Annotated in this window: 15 protein-coding genes; 8 read left to right on the forward strand and 7 right to left on the reverse strand. The window is 70.2% G+C overall.

Annotation, left to right across the window (positions count from 1 at the left end; all coding sequences use genetic code 11):
- Nucleotide 1: 1 nt before the first annotated feature.
- Nucleotides 2–901, forward strand: coding sequence for a galactofuranosyltransferase GlfT1 (gene glfT1, locus IF64_RS0100680; protein WP_030529991.1), 900 nt, complete (start codon nt 2–4; stop codon nt 899–901).
- Between the two features lie 117 nt (nt 902–1,018).
- Here the strand turns inward: glfT1 and dgoD are convergent, their stop codons facing one another.
- Together dgoD and IF64_RS0100690 are read right to left on the reverse strand one after the other, a co-directional pair.
- Nucleotides 1,019–2,164 (reverse strand): galactonate dehydratase, encoded by a 1,146-nt coding sequence (gene dgoD, locus IF64_RS0100685; protein ID WP_030529992.1) that lies wholly within the window; start codon nt 2,162–2,164, stop codon nt 1,019–1,021.
- Between the two features lie 43 nt (nt 2,165–2,207).
- Nucleotides 2,208–2,948 carry an IclR family transcriptional regulator gene (locus IF64_RS0100690; protein ID WP_030529993.1) on the reverse strand — a complete coding sequence of 247 codons (741 nt, stop codon included), beginning with the start codon at nt 2,946–2,948 and terminating at the stop codon, nt 2,208–2,210.
- A gap of 99 nt (nt 2,949–3,047) precedes the next feature.
- Here IF64_RS0100690 and IF64_RS0100695 point away from each other — a divergent pair, with 99 nt between their 5' ends.
- The 3 genes from IF64_RS0100695 to IF64_RS0100705 all read left to right on the forward strand — a co-directional run bounded on the left by IF64_RS0100695 (nt 3,048) and on the right by IF64_RS0100705 (nt 6,277).
- Nucleotides 3,048–3,746 carry a bifunctional 4-hydroxy-2-oxoglutarate aldolase/2-dehydro-3-deoxy-phosphogluconate aldolase gene (locus IF64_RS0100695; RefSeq protein ID WP_084705595.1) on the forward strand — a complete coding sequence of 233 codons (699 nt, stop codon included), beginning with the start codon at nt 3,048–3,050 and terminating at the stop codon, nt 3,744–3,746.
- The gene (locus IF64_RS0100700) at nt 3,743–4,681 is read left to right on the forward strand and encodes a sugar kinase (RefSeq protein WP_030529995.1); all 939 of its coding nucleotides are present in this window, start codon (nt 3,743–3,745) and stop codon (nt 4,679–4,681) included. The genes IF64_RS0100695 and IF64_RS0100700 overlap by 4 nt, the downstream gene beginning before the upstream one ends.
- A 129-nt stretch (nt 4,682–4,810) precedes the next feature.
- On the forward strand, nt 4,811–6,277 hold the full coding sequence (locus IF64_RS0100705; RefSeq protein WP_030529996.1) for a GntP family permease: 1,467 nt from the start codon (nt 4,811–4,813) through the stop codon (nt 6,275–6,277).
- Nucleotides 6,278–6,399: 122 nt separating this feature from the next.
- Here IF64_RS0100705 and IF64_RS0100710 read toward each other — a convergent pair whose 3' ends face one another.
- Nucleotides 6,400–7,176 (reverse strand): ESX secretion-associated protein EspG, encoded by a 777-nt coding sequence (locus IF64_RS0100710; protein WP_030529997.1) that lies wholly within the window; start codon nt 7,174–7,176, stop codon nt 6,400–6,402.
- 146 nt (nt 7,177–7,322) lie between these two features.
- On the opposite strand from IF64_RS0100710, the gene IF64_RS0100715 reads away from it, so the two are divergent.
- Complete coding sequence (locus IF64_RS0100715) at nt 7,323–7,565, forward strand: hypothetical protein (RefSeq protein ID WP_030529998.1); 243 nt, start codon at nt 7,323–7,325, stop codon at nt 7,563–7,565.
- Nucleotides 7,566–7,602: 37 nt separating this feature from the next.
- On the opposite strand, the gene IF64_RS0100720 is transcribed toward IF64_RS0100715, so the two are convergent.
- Nucleotides 7,603–9,477 carry a glycosyltransferase gene (locus IF64_RS0100720; protein WP_425468487.1) on the reverse strand — a complete coding sequence of 625 codons (1,875 nt, stop codon included), beginning with the start codon at nt 9,475–9,477 and terminating at the stop codon, nt 7,603–7,605.
- A 183-nt stretch (nt 9,478–9,660) separates the two neighbouring features.
- Nucleotides 9,661–10,098 carry a GtrA family protein gene (locus IF64_RS0100725; protein WP_030530000.1) on the reverse strand — a complete coding sequence of 146 codons (438 nt, stop codon included), beginning with the start codon at nt 10,096–10,098 and terminating at the stop codon, nt 9,661–9,663.
- Between the two features lie 96 nt (nt 10,099–10,194).
- On the opposite strand from IF64_RS0100725, the gene dprE1 reads away from it, so the two are divergent.
- A complete protein-coding gene (dprE1, locus tag IF64_RS0100730) occupies nt 10,195–11,643 on the forward strand; it encodes a decaprenylphosphoryl-beta-D-ribose oxidase (RefSeq protein WP_048808659.1) in 1,449 nt (482 codons plus the stop codon).
- A complete protein-coding gene (gene dprE2 / locus IF64_RS0100735) occupies nt 11,640–12,395 on the forward strand; it encodes a decaprenylphospho-beta-D-erythro-pentofuranosid-2-ulose 2-reductase (RefSeq protein WP_030530002.1) in 756 nt (251 codons plus the stop codon). The genes dprE1 and dprE2 overlap by 4 nt, the downstream gene beginning before the upstream one ends.
- An 86-nt stretch (nt 12,396–12,481) precedes the next feature.
- On the opposite strand, the gene IF64_RS0100740 is transcribed toward dprE2, so the two are convergent.
- Both IF64_RS0100740 and IF64_RS0100745 read right to left on the reverse strand, forming a co-directional pair.
- On the reverse strand, nt 12,482–14,716 hold the full coding sequence (locus IF64_RS0100740) for an ArnT family glycosyltransferase (protein WP_145600571.1): 2,235 nt from the start codon (nt 14,714–14,716) through the stop codon (nt 12,482–12,484).
- Nucleotides 14,717–14,777: 61 nt separating this feature from the next.
- Nucleotides 14,778–16,328: a glycosyltransferase family 87 protein gene (locus IF64_RS0100745; protein ID WP_036875470.1), complete on the reverse strand. Its 1,551-nt coding sequence runs from the start codon at nt 16,326–16,328 to the stop codon at nt 14,778–14,780.
- A gap of 159 nt (nt 16,329–16,487) precedes the next feature.
- Between IF64_RS0100745 and IF64_RS0100750 the strand changes: the two genes are divergently transcribed.
- Nucleotides 16,488–19,289 carry an arabinosyltransferase domain-containing protein gene (locus IF64_RS0100750; RefSeq protein WP_036875471.1) on the forward strand — a complete coding sequence of 934 codons (2,802 nt, stop codon included), beginning with the start codon at nt 16,488–16,490 and terminating at the stop codon, nt 19,287–19,289.
- The last annotated feature ends 17 nt before the right edge of the window (nt 19,290–19,306 follow it).

A 19,306-nucleotide genomic window follows, 5' to 3' on the forward strand; every position in this document is an offset into this window, starting at 1 on the left:
CATGCAGGCGCTCCCCGAAGGCGCGGTCGCCGGTGTCGTCGTCACGCGCAACCGCCGCGATCTGCTGGCCGAGTCGTTGAAGGTCATCGAGTCGCAGTCGCGGCCGGTGGATCACCTGATCGTCGTGGACAACGGTCCGGACGAGGAGTCGGCGCGGGACGTCGTCGAGGCGTACTCGCGGCCGGTGACGTATCTGCCGTCGTACCGCAACCTGGGGGGCGCGGGCGGGTTCGCGCTCGGCATGCTGCACGCACTGGCTCTGGGCGCCGAGTGGGTGTGGCTGGCCGACGACGACGGCAGGCCCGCCGACGAGCACGTGCTGGAGACACTGCTGGCCGAGGCCGAGCGGCGCGGGCTGGCCGAGATCTCGCCGACGGTGGTGAACATCGACGAGCCGGAGAAGTTGGCGTTCCCGCTGCGGCGCGGGCTGACGTGGAAGCGCTCGTCGGACGAGCTGGGTGAGGATTTCCTGCCCGGCATCGCGTCGTTGATGAACGGTGCACTGTTCCGGGCCTCGACGCTCGAGGTGACGGGAGTGCCGGATCTGCGGTTGTTCTTCCGGGGCGACGAGGTGGAGTTGCACCGGCGCCTGGTGCGTTCGGGACTGCCGTTCGGCACGTCGCTGCGCACGTCGTACCTGCATCCGAACGGCTCGGACGAGTTCAAGCCGATGCTGGGTGGCCGGTTCCACGCGCAGGACCCGGAGAACGAGGTCAAGCGCTACTACACCTACCGCAACCGCGGTTTCCTGTTGTCCCAGCCGGGAATGCGGAAGATCGGCGCGCTGGAGGTCATCCGGTTCGGCCTGTACTTCGTGGGCGTGAAGCGGAACCCGAAGGCGTTCGTGGAGTGGCTGAAGCTCGTCCGCCAGGGCCGCAGGGAACACTTCTACCGCTACTGAGCGGCCCCCAAGGGCCCCTTGGTGGCATTCAGCGCAACCAAGGGGCCCTTGGGCGCATCGAACACAGTCCCGCGGCAGCGTGCCGTTGAGGGGTGGTGGCCGGGCCGGCAGCGCCGGTCACCACTCGGCGAAGCCGCCGTCCTCGTGGCGCCAGATCGGGGAGCGCCACCGGTGCCCGGTCTCCGCGGCCTTCTCGACGGCCGCCTCGTCGATCTCGACGCCAAGGCCCGGCGCGGTCGGTCGCTGGACGTAGCCGTCGGCGAACGCGAACACCGCCGGGTCGGCCAGGTAGTCCAACAGGTCCGAGCCCTGGTTGTAGTGAATACCCAGGCTCGTCTCCTGGATGAGCGCGTTCGGGCTGGCGAAGTCGACTTGCAGACTGGCCGCGAGTGCCACCGGGCCGAGCGGGCAATGCGGCGCGAGCGCGACGCCGTAGGCCTCGGCGAACGCCGCGATCCGCCGGCACTCGGAGATGCCGCCCGCGTGCGAGAGGTCCGGCTGAACCACGGCGACGCCCTGCGGCAGGACGTCCCGGAAGTCCCACCGCGAGAACAGCCGCTCACCCGTGGCGATGGGGATGGTCGTCGACGCGCAGATCTTTCCGATGTCCGCCGACAGCTCCGGCACCACCGGTTCCTCGACGAACATCGGCTGCAACGGTTCCAGTTCCCGGCACAGAACCCGTGCCACGGCGGGCGAGATCCGGCCGTGGAAGTCGACGGCGACGTCGCGGTCCGGGCCCATGACCTCGCGCACCGCCGCGACGCGGTCGACGGCTGCCTGGATCTGCGCGGTCGTCTCCAGCGGCCGCATCCGTCCGGTGGCGTTCATCTTCACCGCGGTCAGACCGGCCTCGACCTGCCTGGCGGCCTCCTCACCCACCTCGGTGGGCTCGTCACCGCCGATCCAGCAGTAGATCCGCATCGTGTCGCGCACCGCCCCGCCCAGCAGCTCGTGCACCGGCACACCGAGCGACTTGCCGCGGATGTCCCACAACGCCTGGTCGATGCCGGCCACCGCGCTGGACAGGATCGGCCCGCCCCGGTAGAAGCCGCCCTTCGTCAGCACCTGCCAGTGATCCTCGATGCGCGTGGGGTCGGCGCCGATCAGGTAGTCCGACATCTCGTCGACCGCTGCCGCGACGGTGTGCGCGCGGCCCTCGACGACCGGTTCTCCCCAGCCGACGATGCCGTCATCGGTCTCCACTCGCAGGAACAGCCAGCGAGGCTCGATCAGGTACGTCTTGATGCTGGTGATCTTCACGGGCGATGTCTCCTGTTCGGTGCCGGGTAGGGGGCGGCCGAGGTCAGCCGCGGTGGCCTAGGTCGGCGGCGATGGCCTTCGCCGCGGTGGCGAGCCGGGGAACCAGCCCGCGGAGCGCGTCGACGTCGGGGGACGCCTGGATCGTGGTGATCGAGACGGCCGCATCGACGCCGGACGACTGGGGCACGGGGATGCCGATGCAGTGCACGAGCGGTTCGAACTCGCCCAGGTCGGTGGCGTAGCCACGGTCGGCCGTCACGCGCAGCTCGGCGAGCAACGCCTCGCGGGTCGTGATGGTCTCGTCGGTGTGCCATTCGAATCCGCACCGGGCGATCAGCCGGTCGCGCAGCTCGGGCTCGAGGCCGGCGAGGATCGCTTTGCTCACCGACGACGTGTGCAGCGGTACGGCCCGGCCGATACGCGACCACATCCGCATCGTCGCCCGGTGTTCGATCTTGTCGACGTAGACGATCGCATCGTCGATGAGCTGCGCCAGGTGCACGGTCGCGCCGACGTCCTCGGCCAGTTCCAGCAGGTGGCCGTGTGCCGCGCCGTGCAGATCCACGTTGTCGAGCGCCTGCTGGCCGAGCTCGGCGAGCCGCAGGCCGAGGCGGTACTTGCCGTCACCACCGCGTGCGATCAGCCCGTCGGCGAGCAGCGGCTGAATCATGCGCAACGCCGTGGACGAGTGCACGCCCACGGCCTCGGCGAGCGCGGACAGCGACCGCGGACCGTCGGCCAGCTGGTGCAGCACGAGCACCGCCTTGGCAACCGTTGTCGACATCCCACTCCTTGACCTTCGACCGCGCAGCGTACAGACTGATGCAGAATTTACAAGGTGTTTGCATATATTGCAATTCAAGGACTCCCCGGAGGTATGGCGATGAGCTCGACGACCCCGCAGAGCGGGGCCTCCGAAGGCAGTGCCGCCGGCGGCACTCCCGACAGCGCGGCGCTGCTCGGCGACGCCCTGCGGAGTACGCGGATCGTCGCGATCCTGCGCGGACGCTCCGGCGAGCACGTCGACGCGGTCGTGGACACGCTCGTCGACGCCGGCGTGCGCTGTCTGGAGATCACGATGAACACCCCCGGCGCGCTCGACGCCGTCCGCGGCGCCGTGGAGCGGCACGGCACGTCCGCCAAGGTGGGCGTGGGCACGGTCCGCACACCGGAGCACGTGGACCGGGCCGCCGAGGCAGGCGCGGAGTTCGTCGTCGCCCCCGACACCGACTCCGACGTGGCGGCCCGGGTGCACGCGCGCGGCCTCGGCTACTTTCCCGGTGCGTTCACCGCCAGCGAGGTCACCGCCGCCACGAAACTCGGCGCGACGGCCGTCAAGATCTTCCCGGCGAGCCTGGGCGGTCCCGGCTACATCCGCGAACTCCGTGCCCCGCTCGACGACATCGACCTGCTGCCCACCGGCGGGGTGACATTGGATCTCGTGCGGCCCTTCCTCGAGGCCGGGGCGTGCGGACTCGGCATCGGCAGTCCGCTGCTGGGCGACGCCCTCGACGGCGGCGACCTGGGCGAGCTGCGCAGGCGCGCCCACACGTTCCTGGCCGAAACCGAGGCCGCCGCATGAGCGGGCTCGTCACCCTCGGCGAGGCAATGGCCGTGCTCACCTCGCCCATCGTCGGACCGCTGCGGCATGCGCCGAACCTGTCCCTCGGCGTCGCCGGTGCCGAAGCGACCGTCGCGATCGGCGTGGCCCGCCTGGGCGGCCGGGCCACGTGGATCGGGCGCGTCGGCGACGACGAGTTCGGCAGGCTCATCCGGATGACCCTGGCCGGTCAGCAGCTGCCCGCAGAGCACGTGCTGACCGACGAACACGCGCCGACCGCGCTCATGGTCAAGGAGCGGCGGACCGGAACGCGGACCCGCGTCTCCTACTACCGCACCGGTTCCGCCGGGTCCCGGCTGCGCCCGGCCGACGTCGACGAGACCGCCGTCCGGCGGGCCGGCGTCCTCCACCTGACCGGCATCACGCCAGCACTGAGCGAGTCCGCCCGCGAAGCCGCGTTCGCCGCGGCCGAGACGGCCCGCGACGCCGGCGTGCCGATCTCCTTCGACCTCAACTACCGCCGCGCGCTGTGGACCCCCGACGAGGCCACCGCGGCACTGCGCCGTCTGACGTCGGCAGCCACCGTCGTGTTCGCCACCGAGGACGAGGCGCGACTGCTCGTGGACGGCTCCGACCCGGCGCAGCTCGCCCGCGCCCTGGCCGCGCTCGGACCACGCGAGGTCGTGATCAAACTCGGCGGGGACGGCGCGGTGGCCCTCGTCGATGGGGAGATCGTCACGGTTCCGCCGCGGCCCACCACCGTCGTCGACCCGGTGGGCGCGGGTGATTCCTTCGCCGCCGCATACCTGGCCGCCCGGCTCCGCGGTGAGCCCGTACGGCAGCAACTGGACGACGCGGCCATGGCCGGAGCACTGACCGTCGCGGTCACCGGCGACTGGGAAGGCCTCCCCGACCGCAGTGAGCTCGCAGCCGGCGACGGCGACGTCACCCGCTGACCGACCGCGCCGACCTGCACGCTCGAGTCCGAGTAGGACAGCCGACCACCACGACCGAATCCGTCACCGACAGCGCAATCGCCGAACCCCGGGCGCACGAAACAACTCAGTGTTGAGAAAAGGAAACCCATGGAAGAGATAACGCCGGCCTACGGAGTGGGCCCGCTGCTGGCGATCGCAGCCGGAGCCGTCGCACTGCTGCTGTTGCTGATCATCAAGTTCCGGGTGCACGCGCTCATCGCACTCGTGCTGGTCAGCGTGCTGACCGCGGTGGCCACCCGGATTCCGCTCAACGAGCTCGTCGACACGTTGATGGACGGTTTCGGCAGCACCCTTGCCGAAGTCGGCCTGCTGGTCGGCCTCGGCGCCATGATCGGCCGCCTACTGGAAGTCACCGGAGGCGCGGACGTACTGGCCAACTCGCTGGTCAACCGGTTCGGGGAGAAACGGGCCCCGCTGGCTCTCGGCGTCGCCGCCCTGTTCTTCGGGTTCCCGATCTTCCTCGACGCCGCGTTCGTGGTGTTCGTCCCGATCATCTTCAGCGTCGCCACCCGCTTCGGCGGTTCGGTGCTGCTCTACGCGCTGCCGCCGCTCGGCGCATTCGCCGTGATGCACGCCTTCGTCCCGCCGCATCCCGGCCCGGTCTCGGCCGCCGAGTTCCTCGACGCCGACATGGGCCTCGTGCTGCTCGTCGGCCTGGTGATCGCGGTGCCGACCTGGTACCTCGCGGGCTACGTCGGCGGCAAGATGATCGGCCGCCGCGTGGACCTGGCCGTGCCCGCCCTCTCCCTCCCCGGTGCGCCGGGAACCAACTCCGGCACCGGCGGAGACTCGGCCGACGGAGGCCCGAGCGGCGGGAACTCGGCCGGCGGAGACTCGGCTGGTGGAGGCCCGGCAACCGGGGAACTGCCCTACCCGCGGTTCCGCACGGTCATCGCGATCCTCCTGCTGCCGATGGTGTTGATCTTCCTCGACACCGGCCTGAACACCCTCGGCACCGCAGGCGTCGTCGACGCCGACGCGACCTGGGTGCAGGCACTGCGGGTGCTCGGCGCAACCCCGATCGCGCTGCTCGTCACGGCGCTCGTCAGCCTCGTGGTGCTCGGCCGCGGGCGTTCCCGCGCCTCGGTGGAGAACATCGTCAACGGAGCCCTCGCGCCGGTCTGCGCGATCATCCTGATCACCGGCGCGGGTGGGATGTTCGGTGAGGTGCTCTACGTCAGCGGCATCGGCCAGGCCCTGGCCGAAACGCTCAAGGACCTCGGCATCCCGCTCATCCTCGCGGCGTTCCTGATCTCCACGGGACTGCGGGTGGCCCAGGGTTCGGCCACGGTCGCACTCACCACCACAGCCGGCCTCATCGCGCCGACCCTCGCCGCGACCGAAGGCGTGACGCCGTTGTACCGGGCCCTGCTGGTGATCACGCTCGCCTGTGGCGCCACCGTGCTCTCGCACGTCAACGACTCCGGGTTCTGGCTCGTCGGCCGCTACCTGGGCATGGACGTCAAGACCACGCTCAAGACGTGGACGGTGCTGGAGACCTTGATCGGCGTCATCGGATTCGGCCTCGTGCTGGTGCTGAACATCTTCGCCTAGGTCGTGTCTGATGATCCTCTGCCGTCGCGAGCGGGGATGTCAGACGCGACCTGGCGCCAGCACGTAGCCGGCTTGCGACGCGTGGCTCGGCGGTGCGCGGATCGCACCGCCGGGCCACGCGGCTACAGGTACGGCTCGAGCTGGGTGTAGAGGTGCGTGACCAGGCGCGCGTTGTCGGCGGGTGCGTACGTGGCCCACGCCTGGCCGTCCTCGGCGGAGCGTTGGGAGCCGAGGTAGCGGCCGTCCTCGTTGTCGAACCACATGAGCGGGTCGAGCTTGGTCGGTCTGCCCTCGTCGCCGGGCACGAAGGCGGTGAAGAACCCGAGGCGCTTCATGGGCTTCTCGAAGAGCCGGGCGACGGCTCGTTCCTGAGTGGAGTTGTGTCCCGAGCGTGGGGCTTGAACACCGCGGAACGGGTCGTATCCACCGTCCCCTCCACTGGGCCGCGGCGCGCGGGAGGGCACGGGCACGGTGATGGACTGGCCGGGGGCCGGCTTGGTGAGCGGCAGGACGTCGACGAGTTCGGCGACGAAGTTGGTGGCGCGGACTTCCTCGAAGACGAGCATGTTGCCGTCCTGGCGCACGAGCAGGCCGGCCTGCCGGTCGGAGACCGCGCGGGCGTACAGCTCCTCGTCGTCGTCGAGCGTGCCCGCGAGGGTCACGACGAGCGGCGCGCGCACGAAGGCCTGGAAGGCGGTCTCGGTGTCGGGGTCGAGACGGCCGCCGCGGGCGAGGCCGCGGCCTTCGAGGTCGCGCAGGACCGCTTCGCGCACCTGCGCGCGTTGGGTGTGGGTGGTGCCGACGTGCGGGATCTCGAACGGGAACGGCGACCTTCCGAGCTTGAGTTGCTCGAGCAGGATGTCCACTGCCACGAGCGACAGTGAGAACGAACGCGCCATCTCTCCCCCGGTTCCGTGTCGTCTGCGGGCAGAACGTTAGCAGCCTGAACTCGCGCGCCGGGGCGAGTCCGGGGATCGCGGACTCGCCGATCCGCTGTCAGCGAACCGGCTTGCCGCTCGGTGGCGCCCGGTGGTCAGGTTGGGACATGGCCGATTCGAAACCCGCGCTCGTCCTGCATCTGGTGAGTGGCGGAGAACCGCTGGTGTTCCCGCTGCACGCGGATGTGGTCGACGACGTGACGAAACAACTGAATCTGTACCTGGACCACGGTTCGGTGCAGAGCATCCGCGATCCGGACGACCGCATTCTGCAGATCAATTTCGCCCATGTCGCGGCGGCGTACGTCGACGATCTGCAGCGGTCGGGCAAGGTCTTCGGCCTGCGCTGACGCGTGGGCGCAGCCGCAGGCCGAAGACCTCACCACGTCAGAGTTCGTACAGCCGCTTCCAGTTCTCGCGGCTGGTGAGCTCGGGCATGGCGCGCTTGTACTGCGCCTGCACGGCGTGGCCTTCCTTGCGGAGCCTGCTGATGACCTGCACGGCCCGCTTGGCCAGCTCCATCATGCGGTCCTTGTCGTAGGAGCGGACGCGCACGCCCTCCTGCGAGGCGTCGGTGACCACGGCGGTCTTGAACAGCGACACGTGCCACCAGTGCGCCTCGTCGGCCGGAATGGCGCCCATGCCGAAGCGGTGCTTGCCCCGCAGCCGGTCGAGGATGCGCTTGACGAGGATGGCGCGCTGCAGGCTCGGCCGCGGCGCCGTGTTGTTGATGACGATGTCGTTGGACGGGATGCCGGGCACGTCGGTGGGGTCGTGCCGCTTGGTCTCCGGGTACTGGGCGCGGATCTCGCGGATCTCCTTCATGGCGGCGACCCCGCCGTCGTGCAGGATCTCCGGGCCCTCGAGGAAGTCCTCGACAGCCTTGATCAGCGTGGCGGTGAGGCCGTACTGCATGCCGAGCAGGTAGCGCACCACCTGGGCCATGAGCACCCGCGAGAGCAGGTTCAGGTCGAACGGGCTGTGCAGCGCCGCGGTGATGATCGAGTTACGCAGGTTGAAGTAGCGGTGCCACTCGTCCCAGTCCTTCCAGTGGAAGTCGGCGTGCCACACGCCGGCACCGGGCAGCGTCACCGTCGGGAACCCGGCGCCGCGGGCGCGGTAGCTGTACTCGGCGTCGTCCCACTGGAAGAAGAACGGCATCGGGTAGCCGATCTTCTGCACGACCTCGGACGGGATCAGGCACGACCACCAGCCGTTGTAGCCGGCGTCGAGGCGGCGCTCCTGGCGGTTCTTCTTGCCGGTCTTCGGGTCGACGCCGAGCAGGTCGGCGGTCTCGAGACTGTGCGGGACGGGCAGGCCGGGCTGCAGCGCGTTCAGTGCGGCGTACTCCGCACCGACGTGCAGCTGGTTCGGGTGCAGCAGGTTGAGCATCTGGCCGCCGACGATCATCGGGTTGGCGGCCTTGTTGGAGAACGCCGTCATCCGGATGACGATGTCCGGCTCGAGCAGCACGTCGTCGTCCATGAACAGCACGTTGGCGTGCTCGGCCGCCGACACGCCCGCCACCTCGTAGAGGCCGCGGGTGAAGCCGCCCGCACCCCCGAGGTTGGGCTGCTTGATGTACTTGAGCTTGTCGCCGAGCGCCGCGGCGACGTCGGCGAAACCGTCCCGCGAGTCGACCGTGTCGGTGCCCTGGTCGGCGACGTAGATGGCGTCGAGCGTCTCGAGGGCGGGCAGCGAGTCGGCGAGGGTGCGCAGGTTGGAAAGGCAGTCGTCGGCGCGGTTCATCGTGCAGATGGTCACCGCGGTCGGCCGCACGGTCTCCGGCGCTTCGACGGTCCAGCGCACCTGCGAGACGGTCAGCCGCTCGAGCGCGTCGGTCTCCAGGTCGAGCCACAGGGCGCCGCCGTCGAGGAACTTGTCGAGCTTCGCCTCGAGGGTCACGGTCCGCTGCACCACGTCGGTCACCGCACGGGCGGCGATGGTGCGGGGCTGGCCGTCGACGTCGGAGGCACGCACGGCCAGCCGTCCCGAACCGCTGACGACGGCCTCGACGGTCACCGAACGCACGGTCGTCCAGCGCTGCCAGTACGACGCGGGGAACCGGCCGAAGTAGGTGTTGCCAGTGGCCTTGGCGGACGGTTCGAGCGTCAGCGACTCGCGGTCCCTGGTGGCGACACCCTCGGAGACCTCGAAGTACAGGTCCTTGCTGACGATCGCCGACGGGCCCTCGAACAGGCTGCGCTGGGCCAGCAGACGCCCCGATTCCGGGGTGTGGGCCTGCAGCAGCTCGCCGGCCATCTGGTTCCCAGCCTCGGTCACTGTTGCTTCACCGGACATGAGTGGCGTCCTCCAAGTAGTGCTGGCCACCGGACTGCGTGATCAAAACGGCGGGTCCGCCGGCTTCGACGGATTCACCCCATTGCGCGAACGCCAGTAAGGTACAGGCCCCTCGTGGGCGGTCCGCATGAGGCTTGCGGCGGTTCAGTCGCGGGCTTCGCGGAACACGACCCATTTCAACATCACGAAATTGATGGCCGTGGCCGTGCCCTGAGCGATGATCCATGCCGACGCCACGCGCCAGGTGAAGTCGGCAGGCAGGGTCGCGAGCATGAGGGCGTTCGTTCCGACGTTCACGAAGAACGTGGTCGTGTAAAGCGCGGCGAACCCGCCGAGCTGGCCGGCGCCGCCCTTTTGTGCGCCCGTGAATGTGAAGCGGCGGTTAAGGAAATAGGCGGTGGTGGTTCCGGCGATGAAACTGATCGCCTTCGCCAAATGCACCCAGGTGCCCGCCTGCAACAACAACACGTACAGGCCGGAGTCGACGAGGGCGCAGAACCCGCCGATCAGGACGAACCGCATGATCTGCGCGACGAGGCCTGGCGACGCCGGCTTCGCGACCTCGCCTGCGGAAGATTCCATCGTTGTCACCGCTGCATCCTTTGCACCCTCGTACTATCCCGCCTGCGTTCCCGCAGCGGCTGATGCTGCCGTATCCGGATTCAGGTGTTGCCCGCAATGAGTGTAGGGATCGGACATTGTGAGTCCGGAGACAGCCCTTATCTCGAAGTGGTTACCCTGACTCGAGTGAGCGCACCGACTCCCGAACGACACATCGAACGGCGCACCCTGTCCGGCTGGGGCAGGACATCGCCGACCACGGCGAACGTTCTGACCACACCCGACGCCGAAGTCATCGCACGCGCGGTCGCGCAGGCCGGTGAGCGCGGGGTCATCGCGCGCGGGCTCGGCCGCTCGTACGGCGATCCGGCCCAGAACGCGGGCGGTCTCGTCGTCGACATGACCGCGCTGAACCGCATCCACTCGATCGACCCGGACACCGCCGTGGTCGACGTGGACGCCGGCGTCAGCCTCGACGCCCTCATGAAGGCGGCGCTGCCCTACGGACTGTGGGTGCCGGTACTGCCCGGTACGCGGCAGGTGACCATCGGCGGCGCGATCGCCAACGACATCCACGGCAAGAACCACCACAGCGCGGGCAGCTTCGGCAACCACGTGCTGTCGATGGATCTCGTGACCGCCGACGGCCGCGTCCGCACCCTGACCCCGGACGGCCCGGAGTCCGACCTGTTCTGGGCCACGGTCGCCGGGATCGGCCTCACGGGCATCATCGTCCGCGCGCGGATCCGCATGACGCGCACCGAGACCGCGTACTTCATCGTCGACAACGACCGCACCGACGACCTCGACGGCACGCTCGAGCTGATCAGCGACGGCTCCGACGAGAACTACACGTACTCGTCGGTGTGGTTCGACACGATCTCCACGGGCCGCAAGCTCGGCCGCGGTGCGTTCGCCCGTGGTTCGCTGGCCAAGCTCGACGAGCTCCCGCCGAAACTGCGCGCCGAGCCGCTGAAGTTCTCGGCCCCGCAGCTGCTGACCGTGCCGGACGTGTTCCCGAACGGCCTGATGAACAAGCTGACGCTCAGCGCGATCGGTGAGTTCTACTACCGGTCCACGCCGAAGCAGGGCCGCGGCTCGATCCAGAACATCACGGCCTTCTACCACATGCTCGACCTGGTCGGAGAGTGGAACCGCGGCTACGGCAGCAACGGCTTCCTGCAGTACCAGTTCAGCACCCCACTCGGGGCGAACGAGGGGCTGCGCCGGATCGTCGAGAAGGTCGCGCACTCGGGCCACTACTCGGCGCTGAACGTGTTCAAGCGCATGGGCGAGGGCAACCGGGCACCGCTGTCGTTCCCGCACCCCGGCTGGATGGTGTGCCTCGACTTCCCGATCAAGCCGGGCCTGTCGCGGCTGTGCGCCGAGCTCGACGAGATGGTGCTCGACATCGGCGGCAGGCTGTACACCGCCAAGGACTCGCGGACCACCGCGGAGACGTTCCACCGCATGTACCCGCGCATCGACGAGTGGAAGAAGGTCCGCCACTCCGTCGACCCGTACGGCATCTTCATCTCCGACATGGCCAGGAGGCTGGAACTGTGATCGACGCGGTGGGCAACCCCCAGTCGCTGCTGCTGCTCGGCGGGACCTCGGACATCGGTCTCGCGATCGCCGAGAAGTACCTCGCCGACCGTCCGATGCGCGTGCTGCTCGCGGGGCGTCCGTCGCCGCGGCTCGACGACGCCGCGCAGCGCCTGCGCGACAAGGGCGCCGAGGTGCAGACGATCGACTTCGACGCCACGGACACCGACTCGCACCCGATGGTGATCGACAAGGCGTTCTCCGACGGCGACGTCGACGTGACGGTGGTGGCCTTCGGCCTGCTCGGGGACGCCGAGGAGGCGTGGCAGGACCACGCGCAGGCCGTCGAGATGGCGACCGTCAACTACACCGCTCCGGTGTCGGTGGGCGTCGCGCTGGCCGAGCGGCTCAAGCAGCAGGGGCACGGTTCGGTGATCGCCCTGTCGTCGGTGGCCGGCGAGCGCGTCCGCAGGTCCAACTTCGTCTACGGCTCCACCAAGGCCGGCTTCGACGGCTTCTACCTGGGTCTCGGCGAGGCGCTTGCCCCGTACGGCGTCCACGTGACGGTCGTGCGCCCCGGCCAGGTGCGCACGAAGATGACCGAGGGCATGGACAAGGCCCCGCTCGAGCAGACCGCCGACTCGGTCGCCGACATCGCCGTGAACGCGGCTCGCAGCGGCAAGGACCTCGTGTGGGCCCCCGGCACGTTCCGCTGGGTCATGTCGGCGCTGCGGCACGTCCCACGCCCGATCTTCCGCAAGCTCCCGATCTGAGCCGTCCCCGGCATCACGAAGCCCCCGAGGGCCCCATGGTTGCGTTGAACGCAACCATGGGGCCCTCGGGGGCTTTTACTGGCGCTCTACTGGGTGACCCAGTAGCCGTAGCTCGTGTACTCCGGGTACGGGCTGAGCAGGGGCCGGACCGGTTCGAGGGTGATCTCGGCGTCCGCCGAGTCGAGGTAGCGGCCGGGGATGTCGAACGAGCGGGTCTCCCACGACTCACGGTTCGGGCCGAGGTTCCACACGCCGACCTCCTGCCCGTCGACCCGCACGCGTACGAACTGCTCGATACCGTTGACCATCGTGCGGCTCGTCAGCGTCGCGTCCTGACCAGGGCGCAGATTGCCGATCCGGAACGTCTCGCCACCGAGGATGTACCTGCTGCTGTCGATGATCCCGTCCTGGCGCCGCAGGTCGGTGTAGGGCTGCACGCCGGGCTGTTCCATGTCGGCCTCGTAGCCGTGCTCGGTCTCGGAGTCGAGCGAGCCGACGTCGACGTGGTCGCGCACGTCGCCGTCCACCGGCGCCCGGTCGCCCGTGCCCGCGAGCCGCCAGTCGGCCCGGTACACGTTCATCTCGTCGAACGGCACGATGCTCCACCCGGAGCTGTCGCGCGGCACGTTGAGGTCGAACGTCATCTCCGGTTCGGCGACGAACACTCCGGTGTCGACGAACGAGTGCATCGACGCGCCAGGCCACTGCTCGTAGACGGCGAAGTAGTCGGGACGTTCGCCCGGCGGCATCGCCCGCAACTTCTCGTACAGCGCGCCGGGCCCGTGGTTGCTGGCCTCGGCGAAGCCGTTGGACGTCAGGCCGATCGTGTCGACGACCTTGTGCCCGCTGTAGTAGGCGACCGCGCCGACGTCCTTCACCCCGACCACGGCGTCCGGCGGCAGGTTCCCGCGGATCCACGCGGCGACCGAGACGTTCGTGTCGCGGATGGTCGCCGCCTCCCAGCCGAACCGCCACGCCCACTGGGGCAGCGCCACGAGCGAGAACAGCAACGCGACGGTCGGCAACAGGTGCAGCGCCGCCTGGCGGAACCGGCCCCGCGCCACCAGCCGGGACAGTGCGTACAGCCCGATCACCGTGAACAGGATGTACACGGGCAGGAACGGCTGGAAGTAGCGCAGTTCGTGGATCAGGGCCGTCGACAGGGTCGACACCGATGCGACGATCCCGGCGAAGGCGACCACGAGCGCGATCACCAGCGCCCGCCACCTGCGGTGCTTGACCAGCACGTAGGCCAGGCCGAGGACGAAGACGACGAGCATGCCGGGGAACGCGTAGTTCTGCCCGGACAGGCCGTTGAAGAAGCCGACGGCGCCGCGCAGGTTGTCCATGGCGCGGTTGACGAAGTCGCCGATGTAGAACTGCGGCCGGTCGGACATCAACGACTTCGACTGCACGCCGTTGGCCGTGAACGTGCCCGTGGCGACCCGGTAGAAGAGGTACTGGCAGATCGGAGCAAGCAGCGGCAGCAGCGTCCACGCCGTAGCGCGCGGCCGCAACCCCTCTCCGCGGCGCCTGCCCGACAGCGTCGTCCACACCATCGCACCGCTCAGCGCCAGCGCCAGGACCATGCCCTCGGGGCGCACCAACGCCAGCGCCACACCCACGACGGGCGTCCAGCGGAACCGGCGGTCGGGGCGTTCGCGGACGAACAGGTAGACCATGCCGGTGGCCAACAATGCGGTGAGGCCGACCTCCATGCCGCTGGCCGCGCCCCACATCAGCGGACCCGACACCGCGGTGAGCACACCGGCCCACACGCCGGTCGCCCTGCCGACGAGCACCCGTCCGAGGTGGTAGGTCAGGCCGGTCGCGAACGCGGTGCAGACGATGCCGACCACGACCGCGTAGCCCAGCAGTCCGTTGCCGCTGAACCCGACGAGGTGGCCGATCGCGAGCACCACCGTGTACAGCATGCTGCTGGCGCCGGTGCTGATCGGATCGCCCGGGTTGAAGCGGAACAGCTCACCGCTGCCGAGCTGCTTGCCGTACTGCAGGTGGATGTAGACGTCGTCGAGCGGGGCGATGAACGCCCCCTGGTTCCACGCCAGGTCGACGACGACGAACACGCACGCGACCAGGGCGGCGCCCGCGCCCAGCAGCCAGGCGATGGGGTCGCGGCCGCGGCGCAGCCGCTGCAGACGTCCCCTCGGCGCATCGGGCACGGCCGACGACTCCGCCGTTTCGGGCGGCTGCGAAGCGTCGGGATCGGTCGCAGGGCTCGTCGCGGCGCCGGCGCCGGTGGCCGCCTCGCCGTCGTCCTGCGCGGTCATGGGCGCGTCCGCATCGTGTGTCGTCGTCATCGCTCCTACCCGTTCGACCACGGACAAGCTACCGGGTCCGCGCGAGAACGGAACCGGTGCGTCACATGATGCGGACGAGTCGGAAGTGGCCCGTGCCCTTTGCGTCGGAATGTACGTTCCACGTATTCGGACCGTGACCGAGTCCACGGTCGTAGAGGATGCGATACCTCGGAGTCAGCGGCTCACGATCACGGTCGAACCACAGATAGTTGAATTCGAGGAGAGCTTTTCCGACCGTCCCGGAATCGGCCAGTCGCTCGTCGAGAAGTTCCGGAATGCGCCCGCGGTCGGAGAACGGATCGACGATGCGGCATTCGCAGAAGTAGGCCAACGTGCCGATCTCCCCCGGGGACCGCACGACGTCGTCGCCGACGATGCGGCCGATCTCCTCGCCCACCCGCGCGTAGTCCTCGGCGCTGGCCCAGTTCCCGAAGATGACCGGCGAGCGCCACGGCACGCCCCTGCCCACCTCGACCACCACGGTGGCCGCGACCACGACGGCCATCACGGCCATCACGGCGGCCGCGCCGGTCGCCCCTGCCGGCCGGCGATCCGTACGGTCCTCCTGCTGCCCCGCCCCGTCCTCCTGCTGCTCCGGGTGTGCGCGTCGCAGGCCCCACCAGGCACCCGCGGCCAGCACCCCGCACATCGCCAGCGACGTCAGCGGCGGCGCGTAGTACCAGTGATACGGCCCGACGCCGAGTGCGGTGTAGACGAGGAAGTACGCGACACCACCCGCGCCCAGCCCCGCCGCCGCACCCAGCGCGGGCCTGCGGGTCACGGTGAGCCGGACGACGACCGCGACGAGCAGCGCGACCACGCCGAGGGCCGCGGGCACGAGCGAGGCCAGCACGGCGACGTCGGCCGAGCGGAGGTACAGGCCGAGCCCGCTGGCGTAGGTCCACGGGTCGAACAGTCCGTCCTGCGACTGTTTGATCACGAGCGTGTCCGGCACCGCCGAACCGAAGGTCAGCCAGCTCAGCAGGTACCAGGGCAGCGCGACGGCGATCATCGCGACGAGCGCCCGCCACCAGCCTCGGCCCAGGGCTCGCGCGCCGGCGACGGCGACCATCACGAGCACGAAGACGATCAGGTCCAGCCGGACGAGGATCGCCACCCCGGCGGCGACGCCGAACACGACGGGACGGCGTTCCACGGTCGCGGCCGCCAGCCACGCCAGCACGGCGGGCACCAGCAGCACCTCGAGGCCGATCGCCGACAGCACGAACGGATTCGTCACCACGACCGCGACGCCGAGCAGTGCCACGGGTGTGCCGAACCGCAGCCGCGCCGCCATCCGCGCCCACGCCCACCCGAGCGCGGCCGTGGCGGCGACCGTGACCACGCCCAGCGCGAGGATCGGCTGCGCGTCGCCCACGAGCCGGGTGAGCAGCGTGGCGAGCGCGAGCAGCAGCACGTTCAGCGGCGAGGTCGCCGAGTTGGCCGCGGCGTCGGGGATGATCCCCCATTCGCCGTGGACGGCGAGGTTCCTGGCGTAGGTCAGGGTGATGTAGGCGTCGTCGGTCAGGCTCGTCCTCGTCAGGAGGAAGGCGAGCAGTCCGGCCGCCGCGGACGCGACGACGATCCCGGCGGTGCGCATTGTTGGTGGCATGGCCGTACTTCCGCGGTAGGACCTTCGCTGACACCGTTCGGCGCAGTCGGCGTTCATCCTGGCAGGCGCATCGGGTTACTCCCCTGTTTTGCGGCCGGGACGCGTACACGCCGAGGGCCTTCACTCGGAGCTACATCGCGAGTATCTAGAGTTTCCGGCGTGGCAGCCACCGCGACCGCGTCCAGCCGTCGCACGGCCCGACGCCCTCTCGTGGCCGTTTTGGGACTGTTGTCGGCTCTCGCCGCGGTCCTGTTCGTCCTCGCCCCGGTGAACCACGAGCCCGTGACCTACGCGTGGCCGGACGGCGCCCCGCACGACCGGGCGCTGCCCCTGTTGCCGTACGCGCCGGAGCACCTCGACATCACGTTCACGTGTGCCGACGCGGCCGGCCTCGCCGACGGGGTGCTCGTCTCGACCACCGGCCCCGGCGGTGAGCAGCCCGCGCCCGACGGCGTCACCGTCGCGGTCGCCGACGGGCGGATCACGGTCTCGCTCGGCGACCGCGAGCTGGCGTCGGCGCCGCGCGGCGAGTCGTGCCGCTGGAGCATCACCGCAGGCGAACACGGCACCGTCGTCCACGCCGACGGCGCGCGCGTGGGCGCCTCGTCCGAACGGCCCGTGGTCAACGGGCTGTTCACCGACGCGACCCAGGCCGCGGACCTGCACGTCGACGTCACCCCGGACACGCGCTACGCCTCGAGTCCCGGCGCGCTGAAGATCGCCGCCGGCCTCGTCGCGCTGGCGAGTCTCGTGGGCATGCTGTTCGCCCTGCGCCGCCGCGAAGCCGAGGACGCCGGGACCGGCCGCCGTCGCGTGCGCCTGCTGCCGCGGGGCTGGGCGCGGCCACGACTGCCCGATGCCGTGGTGCTCGGCGCGCTGGCCGGGTGGACGGTGATCGGTGCGTCCACGGTGGACGACGGCTACATCGTCACGATGATCCTGTCGGCCGAGCACACCGGCTTCGTCGGCAACTACATGCGTTGGTTCAACGCCCCCGAGGCACCGTTCAGCTGGTTCTACGAGCTGTACCGGCCGTGGGCGGAGATCAGCACGACGACGTTGTGGATGCGGCTTCCTTCGCTGCTGCTGTGCCTGGCCTCGTGGTGGCTGATCGACCGGCTGCTCCTGCCCAGGCTGGCCAAGGGCAGGCTGACCCTGGCGCGCTGGACGGCCGCAGGTGTGTTCCTGCTGTGGACCGTCCAGTTCGGAATCGGCCTGCGGCCGGAACCGTGGGTGCTGTTCGGTTCCCTCGTCACGGCGGCACTGGTCGAACGTGGCATCGCGCTGCGCAGACTGTCGCTGCTGGCCGGGGCGGTCGTGGCGGCCGGTGCGACGACCACGGTCACGCCGACCGGCGTCGCGGTGGCCTTCCAGCTGCTCGTCGCGCTTCCCGCCGCGTGGCCGGCATTGCGGGCACACGGGATGCGTGCCGTCGCGGTCCTGCTGGGCGCGGGCGCGTCGGTCCTGCTGTTGATGTTCCACGGCCAGCCACTCGACGCGGTGCTGCACGCCACCGAGGTGCGCACCGACATCGGGCCCAGCTACGGGATCTTCGGCGAGGGCAAGCGGTACGAGTGGCTGTTCGACCAGTCGCAGGGCGGGCTGAACCGCCGGATGCCCGTGCTGTTGCTGTGGTTCGGTATGGCGGTGCTGGCGGTACTCCTCGTCGCGCGGCACACGCCGAAACTCGCGCTGACGCCGACCCGCAGGCTCCTGATCGCGTCGGTGCTGTACTTCGGCGCGCTCGCGCTGACCCCCACCAAGTACACCCACCACTTCGGCGCCCTCGGCGGTATCGGCACGCTGCTGGTGGCGGCCGCGGTCCACACGATCGCGCGCGGCGCACTGCCCCGCGCCTGGCAACGCTCCCTGGCCTGCGCCGGACTCGCCGTCGCCGTGTGGATCGGGCTGGGCGCGCCCCTGCGCTGGTGGTTCCTCGGCGGACTCAACGTGAAGTGGGCCGACGTCCCGCCCGGTGTCGCGAACATCGACGCGGCCGACCTCGCACTGGTGGCCGGTATCGCCCTCGCGGTCGCGGGGCTGGTGGGTGCGTGGCGGTGGCTGCGGAGCCCGGCGTGGTTCGTGCCCGTCGTCGCCTTCGGCGTCGTGGTCGTGGAGGTCGGGACGATGGCCTACGCGATGGTCCCGCGATCGGCGACCTACACGACGGGTGCGGCGAATCTGGCCGCCCTGTCCGGCGATCCGTGCGGCATCGAACGCTGGCTCCAGGCCGAACCCGACATCGGCAAGGGAGTCCTGCCCGCGACCGGACCGGCCACGATGGACGGATTCGCCGAGAACGGACAGTTCCCGCGCGACGGACTCGCCCGGCCGTACGGCACCGCCGGCGCCCCCGTCTGGCACAGCACCGGAGGCGCGGGCAGGGTGACGACGTCGTGGTACCGCCTGCCCGCCGAGGCCGCCTCGCCCGACTCGCCGCCGGTCGTGGTGCCCGCCCGCGGTGCGGGTGCGGTGTCGATGACGGTGGAGTTCGCCGACGACTCCGGCCGCGTGCTGCACGTGGAGGACGTCGAACTCGACGAGGACTGGCGGGACGTGCGCCTGGATCCCGCCGACGCGACGCGCCTGCGGGTGTCCGTTGTGGACGAACGAGCCGGGGACGGCACGGCCGCCGTGGGCGCGCCGCGACTGCCGGAGGTCGTCCCGTCGCGGCAGCTGGTGCCTGCGTCGCAGCCGGTGATCCTGGACTGGGTCGGTGCGTTCACGCTGCCGTGCCGCCACGCGCCGTCGGTGGCGGGCGGAGTCGTCGAGCCGGTGCGGTACCGATTCGCCTCGGGGCCGAGCATCCGTGCGATCGGGAGCGTGTCGTACGTGGGCAGCGCGGGTGGTCCGTACGTGCCGTTGATGCAGCTGGCCACCGAGACCCCGGTGCCCACCTACCTGCGCGGGGACAAACTCGCCGAACCGATCAGCATCTTCCGCCTCGACTATCCGGACTGACCCGGGCGAGCCCGCGC

The sequence above is a fragment of the Prauserella rugosa genome (assembly GCF_000719975.1).
Lineage (GTDB): Bacteria > Actinomycetota > Actinomycetes > Mycobacteriales > Pseudonocardiaceae > Prauserella > Prauserella rugosa.